Source organism: Tautonia marina (genome assembly GCF_009177065.1).
Lineage (GTDB): Bacteria > Planctomycetota > Planctomycetia > Isosphaerales > Isosphaeraceae > Tautonia > Tautonia marina.
In genome coordinates, this window is the sequence record NZ_WEZF01000003.1 from 35,840 (window position 1) to 51,549 (window position 15,710).

Consider the following 15,710-nt stretch of genomic DNA (forward strand, 5'->3'; position numbering starts at 1 on the left):
CTCGTTTCGATCCCGCTCGATCGAGGAGCCGCGGCCCGAAAATCGCCTGATTCTAGCCGGAAGACCGGCCCACCGACAAGGTTCGCCACCAGGGATGAGCAAGATCTCGCCGCCGAAGTGATGCCGGGAACAGGGAATCGGCGGCGAGAACGGGTCAGTCGGCCTCGGGGTCGTCCTCAACGAGGGTGATATCGTCGGGGTAGGGGGGTTCGAGGGGACCTCGGTAGCCGTCGGCCTCGCACGAGTAGCAGCAGGCCAGGTCGGTGTAGGTCAGGCCGGGGTGGCGATCGAGAATTTCATCCTCGGGAACACCGTGATCACGCATGGAGAGGATGTCATCGACGCGGAGGTTGAACTGATCCAGGACCGGCCATCGGGCATCGAACGACGGAACCATGGCAACGCGGCTCCGCCAGTCGCGCGCGGCGGCCTCGATCTCGTCGACCTCATCGTCCTTGCCGTCGTCGATGGGGTCTTCGGAGGGGAGGACCGGCTCGGGCTCGGGCTTCGTGGATTGCGGCGGAGCCGAAGCAACCGGAACGGGAGGATTCGGCGGAGCCTCGGGGAGGAGAATTGACGCCAAGGTGGGGTTTTCCGGGTCGGAATCGATGATTTTCCGGAGCAAGTCGAAGGTTTTCTGACGCTCTCGGAACGAGGTGAGCATGGTCTTGAGATACTGGTTCGCGCCGGGAACGCCTTGATCGAGGGCGGCGTAGGCTTTTCGAACACGCTCGAACGTCCAGAGAATGATGTCGATGCCGCGGTGTTCCAGGTCGGTTCGGGGAGCCAGGAGCGTTCGGATCTGGTCACAGACCGCCCGGAAGGCATCGTCGTTCATCGACCCGAGCGGGTACTGAAGAAAGATCGAGAGGTCGGTCTTGGGTCGAGTGCTGGTCCGAGATTTCCGGGGGCGAGGGTCACCGTCGGACGAATCGCGCTGGGGTTTTGGAGTGCGAGCCATGATGATCGTTCCAATCGTGAAGGTGCCGAACGGAGTTGCAAACGATCGGCGGGGAGTTCGTCGGGGAGTTCCTGCAGCGTCGCAGGTCATCGAGCGTGGGTGCGCCCCTCCGACGTCGCGAGGCTCGGGCGGTTGGCACGAGTCTCACGGTGATCGCCGCTCCTTTTAATCATCGAAAGAAAGATAGGGTCCAGTCACAAAATCAGGCGGAACGATCAAGAAAATTTACAAAATCACGTCAAGCTTTCAGAATCAGCGGCCGTCGGCGGGGACTCGGACACGTTTGCGCGTGACGAAGGGTTCCTCGCTGCCTTCGAGCGGGTCGCCGGGCTGAATCGACGCGAGCCGAGCTTCGGCGCGGGCGGCGTACTCGGGAGAAAGCTCGAAACCGAGGTAGCGACGACCGAGTTTCCGAGCCGCGGCAAGGGTGGTCCCACTGCCGGCGAACGGGTCGAGCACCAGATCCGCTTCCGAGGAACAGGCCCGGATGATTCGACCAAGGATTTGCTCGGGCATCTGGCAGCCGTGCCAGCCGGCGCGTTCCTTGAAAGTCCCGCAAACTCGGGGGACGTACCAGGTGTCGGAGGCAGGCTGGAAGCCTTCGGGAACGTCCTGAGGGCGGAGAATCCAGGTGTCGTCGGGGAGCCTTCCCTTGGGATTGGCTCGGCGATCGGCGTAAATCAGCTGGCGAGCCGAGGGGACCCGGACGGCATCGTCGTGAAAGGTGAACTGACGAGGATCTTTGACAAAATAAAAGAGATGGGCATGACTCCGGGCGAACTTTCGGGCGCAGTGAACGCCGAAGGTGTAGTACCAGATGACCCAGCTTCGGAGGTGGAGCTTCAGTTCGCGGTGAAAGAGGACTTTTAATTCGGCGGCAAACTCGTCGCCGATGGCAAGCCAGAAGGTGCCCGTTGGCTTCAGCAGGCGAACGACCTGCCGGCCCCACTGGAGCGACCAGTCGAGGTACTCGTCGGCCTTGCGAGCGTCCTGGTAAACATCGTACTCGTAGCCGATGTTGAAGGGGGGATCGGCAAAGGCCAGTGCCACGCTCTCGCCGGGGAGCGAGGCCATCGCCTCGACGCAGTCACCGTGCAGCAATTGATCGACCGGAAGGCCGCTTCGGGGCATGGGAGCAGTCTCTCGGCTCGGAGGTGCAACGCGATCCCGCCCAGAGAAGGCGAGAGAGGTCGTCATCAAAGCGTGAATCTGATGGGGCAACTCACGGCATGCTGACCAAATCCTAGCACGCCGGGAGGTTCCCTGAGGGCTTGGGCGTTGCGGGATCAGGGGCGGGTGATGAGGGTGGTGTCGATGTCAGCGGTCAGGAGGGCGACCCGAATCGATTGCGAAGCAACGCGGGGAGTTGTCGGTGAAGGGCTCGAAGATCGCAGGCCACGAAATCAGCGCCGATTCGGGAGCAGGGATCGTCGAGACCCGAAAGGGCTCGGCCACCCGCAATCACCAGCAAGGATGGGCTGATCGATCGACTCTGCGAGATGAGCCAGGCGGCCTCGTCGAGGTGCTCGGCCAGCGAGACGGAAAGGGCGAGAACACTGGCCCGAAACTCGGCCACAAAGTCTCGGATGGATTCAGAAGGAGCCCCCTCGCCGAGCAGGTGGACCTCAAGCCCGGCGGCCCGGAGGATGTCGGAGGCCATCATCAAGCCCAGGACGTGACGCTCATGGGGAGCGCAGCAGGCCACGGCGGTGCCGGTGATGGCGTCGGGACGAGCCCAGATACGCGGACCGTGGCGGAGAATCAGGTCACGAGTCACCTCGCTGATGTAGTGCTCGTGGGCCACGCTGATTCGGTCTTCCTGCCACTCCTGTCCGGTGTGGATGAGCGCAGGGACGAGCACCTCGTCGTAGAGGCTCGCCACATCGCCATTGTGTTCGACGAGAAAACGCTCGACCAGGCTCATGGCCCCGGGACGATCGAGTTGCACAAGGCGATCAAAATAGGCAAGGTGAGGGGGCATTGGTGTCGTACTGGTCATCACGAACCCCTCAACCATCATCCTCGGGAGGAGCGATCGCCGCCGGGCGGTTCCACCCTTGGAATTCTAAGAACACCTGCGTCTCAAGCTATCGTAAACGCCGGTGCGGAGTGATCAAGCAGGAAACCGGATGACTTACCAGGCGTCGCGATCGTCGGGTGAGCCACTGCGATCGAAGTCCGCATGGCTGTAGGGGTCGAAGGTCGCGGATTCGAGCCGCTCCGCTTCCTCGGCCACCAGTACCTGAGCGGTTCGTCGGCACGCAACGCCGGCAATCAGACAGAGCGTCGCCACCTGGAGCGAGGCGATCACCCGCAGAAAGGTCACGCCGAGGTACATCAGGGCCTCGGCCAGATTGGGCCTGGGGCCGGCGATCAGGGGCCAACCGCCTCCCCATCGGGTCTGGGTAACGAAGTAGATTAGTGAAACGATCAGGCCGACCATCGAAAACTGCCGGGCCGTGCGTCCGGCATCGGGCGCGGCCTTCATGCCGAGATGCGAGGCGACTTCGGCCGCGAGGCTGGCAAACAGGTAGAACTCGACCCAGCCGAAAATCAGGACGGCGTTGTGCAGCAGCCACTCGTGGCCCATCGCTCCGACCGGGAGCCCCATCATCCCGGCCTGGGAGATTCCCCAGTGGATCGAGTCGAACAGGTTCAGGATCACGAGCAGTCCCGCCCGGCGCTGCCAGTGGGAGTCGGTCCAGCGGCCCCAGAGCAGGTACGAACCGAACAGGGCGCCGGCGGTGATCGGCAACTCAACCGTCCAGGTGAACCACGGTTGATTAAGCAGCACGAGGAGTCGTTGATCCCAGGTCAGGAGGATCCACAACATCAGGGCGGCACTCAGGCAAAGCAGCCCGAGCGCAGCACCGGCGATCCAGAACCCGGCGGTGCAGAGCCAGTAGCGGGGGGCCAGCGATGGGTGCTCGACGTCCATGGTTCCTTTTGATGAATTCGGGGTCCGGCCCGGGGGACGGTACGGGGCGGAAAGGGTCATCATCGCGTGCGGCGATCGGATTCGTCAACACGAGGGGGTTCGTCCTGTTCCGTAAAGACGAGGGCAACTGATCCCCAGGGCCGTTCCGGAGAGGCAAAGCTTGCGGCATTGCCCAGGACGGTAAGCTCAAGCCGGTTGCGAAGGCGAAGCGGCGAGGGAATCGGCACCTCGATCGGATCGGTTGAGAGCGCGTTCTCGGCCGATCGCTCGATCAACGGTTCGCCGTTGAGGTGAACGGTCAGCAACCCCGGCATTGACTCACAGCGAAGCCGGCACGCCATTGACGCAGACCCACGAGCCGGTCGCCCAAACTGGCGCAAAATCGTCATGGAATCCCGAGCAACGGGGAGGGTGTCGGATGGGAGGGGGAGGCGGATCGGTTCGATGCCGGGATCGGTCGGAAACCGGAATTCCCAGGGGCCTCGGAGTCGGATCAGGTGTTCGGGCATCGGAGGTTACGCTTTGGTATGGTCAGGTTCGGCGAGGTTGAGTATAGTCACTTTCCATCCCGGTCGTCTGGAGCCAGTCCGTTTCGACTCCCTTCGTTCGACTTCACGACCTCCCGACGTGCCTTGGATCCGATCGCCGCCGTACGGCCCAGGTCGTGCCGCCGGGTTGGTCGGAACGGGGAACGCAGCGGACCGCGTGCCCCGAGCGAATCGAGCCGCAAAGGCGAGGCGTCTCGCATCGTCTCGCATCCCCCCTTCCGAATCATACCGATCGACGCCGTCGCCCATGAGCACAGGCCAATCGCAGACCGACGCCCCCATCCGTTCGCTGCGCGGGGTGAAAATCCTGGGGAGCGGTCGGTATGTCCCGGAGCGGGTCGTGACCAACCACGACCTGTGCGAGATGCTGGGGTTCGATCCCGAATGGATCGTCAACCGGACCGGCATCCACGAGCGCCGGTTCGCACCGCCCCATCAGGCAACCAGTGATCTCGGCACCGCCGCGGCAGAACGTTGTCTCGCCGATGCGGGGTGCGACCCAGGAGAGGTTGACCTTCTGGTCGTCGGCACCATGACTCCGGACATGGCCTTTCCGTCGACCGGGTGCCTGATTCAGGACCGCATGAAGCTGCGATGCCCGGCCTTCGACCTGCAAGCCGCCTGCGCGGGGTTCATGTACGCCATGCTGACGGCGGCGCAGTTCGTGGCGGCCGGAACCAGCAAGCGTGCCCTGGCAATTGGGGCCGATTGCAACAGTCGGGTGATTAATCCGGGCGATCAGAAAAGTTACCCGCTCTTTGGAGATGGGGCCGGCGCGGTCTTGCTGGGTCCAGGGGAGCCGGAGCAGGGCTTCCTGGCCTATCAACTCGGTTCCGACGGCTCCGGAGGGGATCTATTGAACCGTCCGGCCTGTGGGAGTCGGTTACCACCTTCGTCCGAGGCCCTGACGCAGGGATTGCATTACCTGACGATGGATGGTCGAGCCGTGTTCAAATGGGCCGTGCGGATGCTGGCCGATTCGTCGAGCGCGGTGCTGGAGCACGCCGGTCAGACGATTGACGACGTGCGGTGGTTCATCCCGCACCAGGCGAATATCCGGATCATCCACGCCGCCAGCGACGTGCTGGGTTTCCGTCGCGAGAAGGTGTTCAAGAACCTGGAAAAGTACGGGAACACTTCGGGTGGGTCGATTCCGATTGCGTTCGATGAACTCCGGCGCGACGACCAGATTCAGTCGGGTGATCTGCTCCTGCTCTCCGGGTTTGGAGCGGGCCTGGCCTGGGGAACCGCATTGCTGCGGTACTGATTGGCGGCCCGAAGGTGGCCGACGAGCTTCGAGCAAGACACCGAGCCGATGACGAAGGGCCGCGGTGGACACAAAGATGGTCCACCGCGGCCCTTCGTTGACGCAGGTCAATCCTGGTGAAGGTGCGTTCGGATCGGGATCTCACATCCGGGTGAGAATGGAGTGGATTCGCCTCGGACCTTCGGGCTGAGGCCCACCGATCGAGGGGAGATCACCGATCAGTCGGCGGGCGAAGAAGCCCGCACCCTGAACACGGGTCGGTCCGGTCGGCGGGGCGAAGGCTTCGTCGCCGGTGATCCGGTAAAGGTTTCCGGTGAACCGGCCGGCGATGGTTCCATTGCCTGCCTCGTCGGTCGGGGTCCCGTAGACGCCGTCGGTCGGCCGGTAGGAGGCGGCGATGACCGAATCGACCAGATCGCCTCGCTGCTGGTAGAAGCCGATGCGGCTCGGTTGACGGATCGGGTCGAGTCCCTGCCGGAAGGAGAGGTAGTCGAACCCGGCGGCGACCAGCGTATTGAGGGAATCGCCAACGATCGTCGTGTCGCCGATGGAACGATTGGCGGTCATGGTCACGTTGGTCTGGGCGAAGCCCGGGCGCGTGACATAGTTGATGGTGCCGGGACCGCCGTACTGGATCGTCCGGGGGTCGGGAGGAATCTGACGGACGAGGTTGGTCGGGCCAAAGGTGCTCGAACCGATTTCCTCGGCCGCGATCACCCCACCGGCGAGGCCGGAGGCGGGGTAGCCTCGCTTGCCAATCGGATTGCCGGCTTCGAGCAAGGAGGGGGTGGTGTTGGCCGGGTTCCCGAGCCCTCGGAGGAACTTCAGTTGACCGATCTGGCCTGCGGTGGCGTCAATCGCCACGGCATCGGCAGGACCGCCGAAGTGGGCATGGCCGACCCGATTCAGGCCGCTGAAGCGGTCGGTGAAGGGCTGATCTCCACGGGCGAGAACGAGGTTGCGGGCCGAGCCGACAACCTTCATTCCTTCCACTCCCCTCGCCTCAACGTTCGTGCGGCCCGTGTACGCGACCGGCGAAAGAATGGCGTTGATGTCGGCCGGGACGATGTTGGCCGTGACCGAGCCAAGTTCCAGCGAGTGAATGTCGCCGTTGACGATCAGGCGGACCGTCGGTTCGGTCTGCGGCACGTTGTTGATCGGCCCGACGGCAGGATCGAAGGCCGTGTTGAAGATATGACCGATCTGAATATTGGGCCGGACCCGTAGCGGGGTGCTCGGGTCGCCAATGATCACGTCGACCGGCTCGCCGGCCTCGGGGTTGACGGCGGCCTCGATGGCGTGGAAGGAGAGGTTCTTGACCCCGCCGAGCAGCGCGATGCGAGGGGGGCCGGTCGGAACCTCTGTGGTTTCTCGGAGGACGAAGCCGTTGAGTGCGATTGAGGCGACCCCATCGGTCGCAAGCAGGCGATTGAAGCCCACCAGGCCGTCGGTGATCACCCGATCGGAACTCTTGACCTGTCCGGTGACACGGGTTCGATGCGGGTCGGTCCCGACGAGCTGAATCGTGTCGATCTCGGAGTTGAGTAGGCCGTCGTTCGGAGTGACATCGGTGACAATGGCCACACCGGGGCCGTCCACGGTGATGGAGAACTGATCACCGTTGGGCAACTGTCCGATCAGGACCTTGCCGTCGTTGTCGAGCAGTGTCTGGAGCTCCGGCCCGTCTCCGATCGGATGAGGTCGGGCCACGATGGGAAAGTTCGTCGAGGAACGATTGAACAAAAGACTTGGAATCAAGTCTGGGTTGATCTGTCCACCCCCACCCGAGAGCAGCTGGCGCGTTTCCAGCGATTCGAGCCCCACGCGAGCCTTGGCCCGCTGGGTACGAGGGCGATTCGTCTGCTGCCGAGAATCTCGATTCATGGAAGAACCCCTCCTTGACTGCCGCTTCACCGATCGATGGCCGCCCTCGCGGTACACCACCGACCGAACCACTCCGGCCCACGACGCGATCGCGGCACCTGAGGCGGCAGAGCCTGGTGTCTAGCTCACTGGTTCGGCGATCCGTCGCGTTGGACTTCATCGACGAAGTGCTCAAACCAGGGGCGGGTGTCCGCCTGAACCGAGCATTTCGGATCGGACCGAGGCGCCGGTCTCACCGGTCCCGAGCATTCGACCGAAGAGGACGATGGTAAGTGTGCCGTGCTTCCGCGATGTGTTCGGATTACCCGCAAGCGTCGTTTCGCGCGATAAGCTTTGATCCATTTGAGACCGACGGTGGTGAATCCGTCACACTGCGACATTTCTCAATGTCATGTCGCTTCTCAACTCAACGGGTTCGGTTCTCCAGCTTCCGGAAGGAGTCGGTCAATGAGCAACGGATGGCCGGGTGCCTGCCCTGGACGGCGGGTCCTCTCTTTGCTGATGGTGCCGGCGATGGCAATGATGCTGATCTTCGCCGGTTGCGCTCAAAATCAGAAACGGCCCGGCTTCTTCGAGAAGAATGTCGGTAAGCCGCTCTTTCCAAAAGCCTCGACGACGCGGCCCGAACCGGGCCTTCGTGTGCAGGCTCCCGGGGTGGATGTGAAGGTTTCCGATCGGACTCGGGAGGAGATGCAGGTCGCGCGGTCTGGTGAAGCCTTGGTCGATGGCGCGTCTCGGATGAGCTTGTTTCGATCAGGTTCGTCGAGTCGTTCCCTTGAGGAAGCGAGACCGGTAGACTGATGGAATGCGGAAACCAGGCCGGTTCGGCTGGCAATTTGCCAGGTGAGCGGGTCAAGATCGTTTGATTGAGACTGCGGGAGGATGCGGGTTGAATCGCTTCTTGCTTTCGCTTCGAGCCTTCTGGGACGTGCTCACGGATCGGGAGATGGCCGAACGGGTCGCGCTTGCCCTGGAGCCGCCGAAGGTGTCGGGTCCCGATCTCCGCATCCTTGCCCTTCTGCAACGTGATGGCCGCCTGATCGACTTTCTCCAGGAAGACCTCGAAGGGTTTCCGGACGAGCAAATCGGCGCCGCCGTGCGAGACATTCATCGCGGCTGCCGCAAGGCACTGGCTGAGTACCTGGAGATTCAGCCGGTGCTCGCCCGGGAGGAAGGGGATACGGTGTCGGTGGACGCCGAGTTCGACCCGGCGGCGATTCGACTGCTTGGCAACGTTTCGGGCAACCCACCGTATCAAGGAACGTTAAAGCATCACGGCTGGCGGGTGACGGCTGCGAAGCTTCCGAACATTCCCGAAGCGCGGGACGAATCGACCGTACTGGCTCCGGCCGAGATTGAACTGTCCTGACGTCATGATCCCGAGGCGATCGGGCAGACCTTGCTGCCTGTTGAGCCGAGCTTGACTGGAACGATTTCCATGTCCCGATTCGTTGTCGGCATCGACCTGGGAACCACCAACAGCGCTCTGGCGTATGTCGACACTTCGGAGGCGACCGATGAGCGGCCGGCTCCGGTGCGGTCGCTGGCGATTCCTCAACTGGTCGCGGTCAACGACGTCTCGGAACGTCCGGTGTTACCATCGTTCCTGTACTTGCCGTCGGAGAAGGATTTCCCGCCTGGATCGACCGATCTTCCCTGGGCGAAGAAGCCGGATCGGGTCGTGGGCGTGCTGGCTCGTGAGCATGGATCGAAGGTGCCGGGACGATTGGTCGGCTCGGCCAAAAGCTGGCTCTGTTACGAAGGGGTCGATCGCGAGACGGCGCTTCTTCCGTGGAACGCTCCGGAGGAGGTGCCGAAAGTCTCTCCGGTTGAGGCGTCGAGTGCCTATCTCGGCTACCTCCGAGACGTCTGGAACGCTCTGATTGCGGGGAAATCGGCCGGGGATCGACTGGAGAAACAGGAGATCTATCTGACCGTACCGGCCTCGTTCGATGCCGTGGCCCGCGAGTTAACGGTCGAAGCCGCGAATAGCATCGGCCTGGAGCAGGTGACGTTACTGGAAGAGCCGCAAGCGGCCTTCTATGCCTGGCTTTCGGGCTTGGGTGATGAGTGGCGGAAGCGCGTGTCACTGGGCGATCTGATTCTCGTCTGCGACGTGGGCGGAGGAACGACCGACTTCACGCTGATCGGCGTGGCGGAACAGGATGGGGACCTCGTCCTCAATCGCCTGGCGGTGGGGGAGCACATTCTGCTCGGTGGTGACAACATGGACCTGGCCCTGGCTCACGCGGTCGCCGCGACCTTGCCAGGAGGGATGGAGAAGCTCGATCCGACCCAGCGGATCGGGTTGACCTACGCCTGCCGAAACGCCAAGGAAACCTTGCTGTCGAAGCCAGAGTTGGAGTCGGTGACGGTGTCGGTGCTTGGTCGGGGATCGAAGGTGATCGGCGGCGCAGTGAAGGCCGAGCTGACCCGGACCACGCTGCAGACCGTGTTGCTCGACGGCTTTTTTCCGAAGTGCGAAGCGACCGACCAGCCCGCGCGAGGTCGTCGGATCGGGTTGACGGAGATCGGCCTGCCGTATGCGGCCGACCCGGCGATTACCCGGCACCTGGCCCGATTTCTCAGCCGACAGGCTCAGGCAACGTCGTCGGGGGATGCCATCGCTCGACCATCGGCCGTTTTGTTTAACGGTGGGGTGTTTCAAGCGACGGGCCTGCGCGATCGGGTTTCCGAAACCCTCTCGGCCTGGGGAGGAGCGCCGATTGCGGTTCTCTCGGCCGACGAGCCAGACCTGGCGGTGGCGCGAGGAGCGGCCTATTACGGGATGGTGCGCAGGGGAAAGGGGATTCGGATTCGGGGGGGCGTGCCTCGCTCGTATTACGTGGGGATCGAGACCTCTGCCCCGGCGGTTCCCGGCATCCCGGCGCCGATCAAGGCCCTCTGTGTCGTGCCGATGGGAATGGAGGAAGGGACGGAGGAGGATGTTCCCGGTTCCGAACTCGGGCTAGTGGTCGGGGAATCGGCCGAGTTCCGCTTTCTGGCCTCGACCGTGCGACGAGACGATACGATCGGCACGGTGCTTGATCGCTGGTCGTCGGAGGAGCTGGTTGAACTGTCTCCGCTGGTGATGTCGCTCGGCGATCAGGAAGGGGAGGAGGGGGACGTGGTTCCCGTGACCCTGCACAGCATCGTCACCGAGGTGGGGACGCTGGAACTCTGGTGTGAAGGAACGCGATCGCCGGGACGCTGGAAACTCGAATTCAACGTGAGAGATCAGCAGGGCGAGAGCTGATTTGAGAATCGGCTGATCGAGCTCAAGGCTCCGATCGGAAGGGGTTGTTCGGTCACGGTCGTGAGGCGAGTTCCGGCGGTTCGTAGTTCTGCGTTCCCTCCGTGCCGGTCGAGTGAGACCGGCCAATGGTGTCCGGTCGATGCCCGGAACGGTTGACACGCTTCGATGATTGACGCACTCAAGGACAATCGGGACAGAACATGCCCCTCGAAGATCATCTGCTGACAGAGTCGAGAAACCCGGCTTCGGAGCGAATCGACACGCTCGATGCCCTGGGGATCGTTCGCGTCATGAACGAGGAGGACGCGAAGGTAATCGAGGCGGTCCGCGCTGAGGAGCAGGTGATCGCGGAAGCGGTGGAACTGATCGCGGATCGGTTTCGCCAGGGCGGACGCTTGATTTACGCCGGAGCGGGGACTTCGGGGCGTCTCGGGGTTCTCGATGCGTCGGAGTGCCCGCCGACGTTCAGTACGCCTCCGGAAATGGTCGTCGGGTTGATCGCCGGGGGACCAACAGCCCTGACCCGAGCCGTGGAAGGGGCGGAAGATGATCCGGAACAAGGAGCGGCAGATCTGGATGCGCTCGGAGTCTCGGCTCGCGATGTGGTGGTCGGGATCGCCTCGTCGGGGCGAACGCCGTACGTGCTTGGGGTGGTCGATCGAGCCAGGGAGCGAGGGGCAAAGACCATCGGCATCGCCTGTAACCGGCCGAGCGTGCTGGGGGAGCGGGTGGATCTTGAGATCGCGCTGCTCGTCGGTCCGGAGATCATCGCCGGATCAACCCGGTTGAAGTCGGGCACGGCGACGAAGCTGGTGCTGAATACCTTGACGACCGGAGCGATGATTCTGATCGGCAAGACATTCGGCAATCGGATGATCGACCTGCAACCGACGAATCAGAAGTTGCGGATCCGGACCCGACGAATCCTTCGGGAACTTGGGGACCTGGACGATGAGCAGGCAGGAGCCTTGCTGGAACAGACCGGTGGTCATTTGAAGGCGGCCCTTGTGATGGCCCTCTCCGGTGTGGATGCCCCGACCGCCCGGCGCTTGCTCGACGCTTCGGGAGGACAGGTTCGGGGTGCCATTGAGGCCGCTCCTCGCGTGAAGACGCCATGAATCGGCTTCCCCTGGTTCTTGGCGTCGATGGAGGAGGAACCTCGACGGTTGCCTGGCTGGCCGCGATCGAGGGTGACATCCTCGGTCGAGGGACCGCGGGGCCATCGAATGCCAAGGCGATCGGGCCGGATCGAGCTCGGTCGGCGATTGGGGAGGCGATCGCGAGGGCGAGACATGATGCGGGCCTCGGAGAAACCCCGGTCGAGGTGGCGTGCCTCGGCCTGGCGGGCTTCGATCGCCCGGACGATCGAGCCTTGCTGGCCCGCTGGTGCGAGGACGACGGCTGGGCAAAACGAGTCGTTCCCGCGAACGACGGAGACCTTGTCCTCGCGGCGGGGACGGCCGAGGGGTTCGGAATCGCCCTGATTGCCGGGACCGGTTCCATCGCGGTCGGACGCGCTCCCGATGGTCGGTCGGCCCGGTCGGGGGGATGGGGGCCGCTGATCGGTGATGAAGGAAGTGCCTATGCCGTTGCCCTGGCCGGCTTGCGGTTGGTCGCAAGGCGGTTCGATGGTCGATCAGAACCACCGATCGAGGATCGGTTGACCGAGTCGCTTTGTCGGGAACTGGGAGCGCCAACCCCTCGGGAGATCATCAGCGTGCTGTATGGGCCTGGCTGGGATCGGGCTCGGATTGCTGGACTGGCGCGCTGCGTGATCGAGGCAGCCGAACATGACCGGACCGTTGCGGACTTGATCCTCCGTCCGGCGGCCGAGGAACTGGTGGAGTTGGTCGACTCGGTTCGAGTGGGGATCGGTTGGGACAAGCCCGGGCATCCTGATCCGCCTCCGTTGGCAATGGCGGGCGGGTTTCTGCTCGGGGCCGAACGGTTACAAGGTCAGGTGCGGGAATTGCTTGGGACGCGGATTGGGCCGGTGGGAATGGTGGCCGACCCGGTACTCGGGGCGGTGATTCTGGCGAGGAGGGCATGGGAATGATCGGCAGCGCACCTCGGGTAGCAACGGGGCTTGACCGGCTGGTGGACGAGGGCTTCGACCGCTTGAGGGGTCGAAAGGTCGGCCTGATCGCGAACCAGAGCACGGTGGATCGTCGCCTCCGCCACGCGATTGACCTTTTCCATGGGGCGTCGGGGGTCGAGCTTGTCCGTCTCTTTGGTCCAGAACACGGGCTCCGCGGCGAAGTGCAGGACATGGAGGGGGTGGGGTCCGAGACGGATTCCCGAACGGGCCTGCCGATCGTGAGTCTCTACGGGGCCACTCCCGACACGCTGAAACCCCGAGCCGAAGACCTGGACGGTCTGGACTGCTTGATCTTCGATCTCCAGGACGTGGGATCTCGGTACTACACCTTTGCCGCGACGATGTTCTACGCAATGGAGACGGCCTCCAGCGTGGGTTGCTCGTTTCTGGTCCTCGATCGGCCAAACCCGCTCGGAGGCATTGGGGTGGAGGGGCCGTCGATTCAGGACGGCTTTGAGAGCTTTGTGGGGGCCTACCCGATGCCGATCCGCCACGGGATGACGGTGGCAGAGTTGGCTCGGCTCTTTCAGGAGGAACGACAGCTCGACCTGAACCTGGACATCGTAACCTGTTCGGGATGGACGCGGGAGATGCTTTGGCCCGAGACGGGCCTGTCCTGGGTTCCCCCTTCTCCGAACATGCCGACGTTTGACACAGCCCTGGTGTATCCGGGCGGTTGCCTGATCGAGGGAACAAACCTCTCGGAAGGCCGGGGAACGACCCGTCCCTTCGAAAACTGGGGCGCCCCCTGGATGGAAGGAGCCTCCTCTCGCATGGTCGAAACGCTGAACGATCTGCCTGGGGTTCTGTTGCGTCCGAATGTATTTCGACCGGTCTTCCACAAGCACGCCGGAATGACATGCTTTGGCGTCCAGCCGCATGTGGTTGACCCACAAGAGTTTTCGGCGTTGAAGACGTACGTTCTGATGCTCGTGCTTGGCGTTCGGGACGATCCCGAGCGGTTTGCCTGGCGAACCGAGCCGTACGAGTTCATCGACGCTCCGATCGCCATCGACCTTCTGTTCGGTTCGTCGGAGGAACGGCTTCGGATCGAGGCCGCGGCTCAGGAACAGCCCTTCGATTTGAAGGGATGGATTGAGGACCTGTCGGAGCGGTGGAGGAGGGATGAGCAGGCGTTCCAGGAGCGAAGGACACCGAATCTGATCTATCCTTTGTCTTGAGAAATTGCGATCATTCGGTTTGAATTGGCCGGCGATGGGGCCGGTTCTCCGGGTCTTGCTCAAGAAAATTCTCTTTCGAAGCGAGAACCTGGATTCTTGCCGTCCCTTGCTTGGGACGGTACCTTCCCCGAATCTCCGTAAGTTTCCCGCCCCCGGGCTCGATCCAGGTTGCTCAGTTATCGCGGCTTAGCGAGTGCAGCCGACCCTCCACGATCCCGAAACGGCAGTCAAAGGAACCTCATGACGATGGAGACCTTGGCACAGCCCAAGTCCCGGGCGACGAAGATCGCCTGGCCCCCCCTGATCTGGATCGCCGGGTTACATGCGGGGGCGTTGCTTGCGTTCTTCCCCCAGTTCTTCAGCTGGAAGGCAGTGGCGGTCTGTTTGTTCCTGCACTGGCTCTCCGGTGGCATTGGAATTTGCATGACGTACCACCGGCTCCTGACGCACCGGAGCTTCGCGGTTCGTCCGAAGTGGCTTGAATACGTGATGACGGCAATCGGTTGCACCGCTTCCGAGGGGGGGGCGATTCACTGGGTGGCCGACCACCGGAAGCACCATGCCCACTCGGACGATGAGAACGATGTGCATAGCCCCCTGCACGGTGGGTTCGGCTGGGCTCACATGTTCTGGTGGATGACGCCGGACATCACCTCGGAGCATACCCCCGCCTATCATGCCCGATGGGCTCCGGACCTGATCCGCGACCCGGTTCACGTTTGGCTGGATCGCTGGCACCTGATTTTCCCGATCGGCCTGGCTGTCTTGCTGTTTGCGATCGGCGGGATGCCGTACCTCGTCTGGGGCTTCTTCGTTCGATCAGTCCTGGTCTTGCACACGACCTGGCTCGTCAATTCGGCGACGCATGTCTGGGGTTATCGATCGCACGACACTCGGGATTCGTCAACGAATCTCTGGTGGGTTGCACTGCTGACCTACGGCGAAGGTTGGCACAACAATCATCATGCGTTCCAGACGTCGGCCCGGCATGGTCTGCGATGGTGGGAATTTGACATGACCTACATGGCGGTCAAGCTCATGTCGTGGGTTGGCATGGCACACTCGATCAAGCTGGCGAAGGTCAAGCCGCAGGCGGCAACCAGTGTGGCGGCCGTTTCCTCGGACGAGGCGCCACCGGTTCGATCGCACGTGACCCAGCCGAAGCCTGCCGTGGGGGTTGCCAAGTAAAGTCGAGGAGCTTGCCCAATCCCCATGAGGGTTTCGCCTGGGGTTTGGTTTGACGCGACTTGAATCGATCGTTTCCCGTTGTCTCAGAATTCTTCGGGCCGAATCACCTTGCAAAGTGATCCGGCCCGCTGCCATGATGGTGGCTTCAGTCGCGGCCCTAGCTCAACGGCAGAGCAGGGGACTCATCAATCAATGGTGGCACCGGAAGGTAACTTTCGGCTGCGAACCGGGTGAATTGCGGGAAGCCTAAACCGTGTGAGCACGCCATGAGTCGTGACGGCAAGGTAATCCGCAGCCAAGCCTGGTCGGGCACTGGTGGCCAGGACGGTTCAGAGACTAGCGGGGTGAGTCCCAACAATAATCCCCGCCGATGAGCGCCCGGCCTCCCT

General features: G+C 63.0%; 13 protein-coding genes. 7 read left to right on the plus strand and 6 right to left on the minus strand.

Annotation, left to right across the window (positions count from 1 at the left end):
- Nucleotides 1-154: 154 nt before the first annotated feature.
- From GA615_RS04740 to GA615_RS27355, 5 genes are all read right to left on the minus strand, one after another.
- Complete coding sequence (locus GA615_RS04740) at nucleotides 155-961, minus strand: DUF433 domain-containing protein (RefSeq protein ID WP_161602174.1); 807 nt, start codon at nucleotides 959-961, stop codon at nucleotides 155-157.
- Between the two features lie 252 nt (nucleotides 962-1,213).
- Nucleotides 1,214-2,092, minus strand: a complete 879-nt coding sequence (locus tag GA615_RS04745; protein WP_152050131.1) for a DNA-methyltransferase — start codon at nucleotides 2,090-2,092, stop codon at nucleotides 1,214-1,216.
- 193 nt (nucleotides 2,093-2,285) lie between these two features.
- Nucleotides 2,286-2,960, minus strand: coding sequence for a cobalamin B12-binding domain-containing protein (locus GA615_RS04750; RefSeq protein ID WP_161602175.1), 675 nt, complete (start codon nucleotides 2,958-2,960; stop codon nucleotides 2,286-2,288).
- 135 nt (nucleotides 2,961-3,095) lie between these two features.
- Nucleotides 3,096-3,899, minus strand: a complete 804-nt coding sequence (locus GA615_RS04755) for a hypothetical protein (RefSeq protein WP_152050133.1) — start codon at nucleotides 3,897-3,899, stop codon at nucleotides 3,096-3,098.
- A gap of 59 nt (nucleotides 3,900-3,958) precedes the next feature.
- The gene (locus tag GA615_RS27355; RefSeq protein WP_161602176.1) at nucleotides 3,959-4,204 is read right to left on the minus strand and encodes a hypothetical protein; all 246 of its coding nucleotides are present in this window, start codon (nucleotides 4,202-4,204) and stop codon (nucleotides 3,959-3,961) included.
- A 490-nt stretch (nucleotides 4,205-4,694) separates the two neighbouring features.
- Between GA615_RS27355 and GA615_RS04765 the strand changes: the two genes are divergently transcribed.
- Nucleotides 4,695-5,714 (plus strand): beta-ketoacyl-ACP synthase III, encoded by a 1,020-nt coding sequence (locus GA615_RS04765; protein ID WP_152050135.1) that lies wholly within the window; start codon nucleotides 4,695-4,697, stop codon nucleotides 5,712-5,714.
- A gap of 141 nt (nucleotides 5,715-5,855) precedes the next feature.
- Here the strand turns inward: GA615_RS04765 and GA615_RS04770 are convergent, their stop codons facing one another.
- Nucleotides 5,856-7,598 carry a hypothetical protein gene (locus GA615_RS04770; RefSeq protein WP_152050136.1) on the minus strand — a complete coding sequence of 581 codons (1,743 nt, stop codon included), beginning with the start codon at nucleotides 7,596-7,598 and terminating at the stop codon, nucleotides 5,856-5,858.
- A gap of 889 nt (nucleotides 7,599-8,487) precedes the next feature.
- On the opposite strand from GA615_RS04770, the gene GA615_RS04780 reads away from it, so the two are divergent.
- The 6 genes from GA615_RS04780 to GA615_RS04805 all read left to right on the plus strand — a co-directional run bounded on the left by GA615_RS04780 (nucleotide 8,488) and on the right by GA615_RS04805 (nucleotide 15,321).
- Complete coding sequence (locus tag GA615_RS04780; RefSeq protein WP_152050138.1) at nucleotides 8,488-8,967, plus strand: DUF2760 domain-containing protein; 480 nt, start codon at nucleotides 8,488-8,490, stop codon at nucleotides 8,965-8,967.
- Between the two features lie 69 nt (nucleotides 8,968-9,036).
- Nucleotides 9,037-10,854 carry an Hsp70 family protein gene (locus GA615_RS04785; RefSeq protein WP_152050139.1) on the plus strand — a complete coding sequence of 606 codons (1,818 nt, stop codon included), beginning with the start codon at nucleotides 9,037-9,039 and terminating at the stop codon, nucleotides 10,852-10,854.
- Between the two features lie 200 nt (nucleotides 10,855-11,054).
- Complete coding sequence (gene murQ, locus GA615_RS04790; protein WP_152050140.1) at nucleotides 11,055-11,972, plus strand: N-acetylmuramic acid 6-phosphate etherase; 918 nt, start codon at nucleotides 11,055-11,057, stop codon at nucleotides 11,970-11,972.
- Nucleotides 11,969-12,910: an N-acetylglucosamine kinase gene (locus tag GA615_RS04795; RefSeq protein ID WP_152050141.1), complete on the plus strand. Its 942-nt coding sequence runs from the start codon at nucleotides 11,969-11,971 to the stop codon at nucleotides 12,908-12,910. The genes murQ and GA615_RS04795 overlap by 4 nt, the downstream gene beginning before the upstream one ends.
- Nucleotides 12,907-14,133: an exo-beta-N-acetylmuramidase NamZ family protein gene (locus tag GA615_RS04800; RefSeq protein WP_152050142.1), complete on the plus strand. Its 1,227-nt coding sequence runs from the start codon at nucleotides 12,907-12,909 to the stop codon at nucleotides 14,131-14,133. The genes GA615_RS04795 and GA615_RS04800 overlap by 4 nt, the downstream gene beginning before the upstream one ends.
- Nucleotides 14,134-14,373: 240 nt before the next feature.
- Entirely contained in the window at nucleotides 14,374-15,321 is a 948-nt protein-coding gene (locus tag GA615_RS04805; protein WP_152050143.1) for an acyl-CoA desaturase, read from the plus strand.
- Nucleotides 15,322-15,710: the final 389 nt, after the last annotated feature.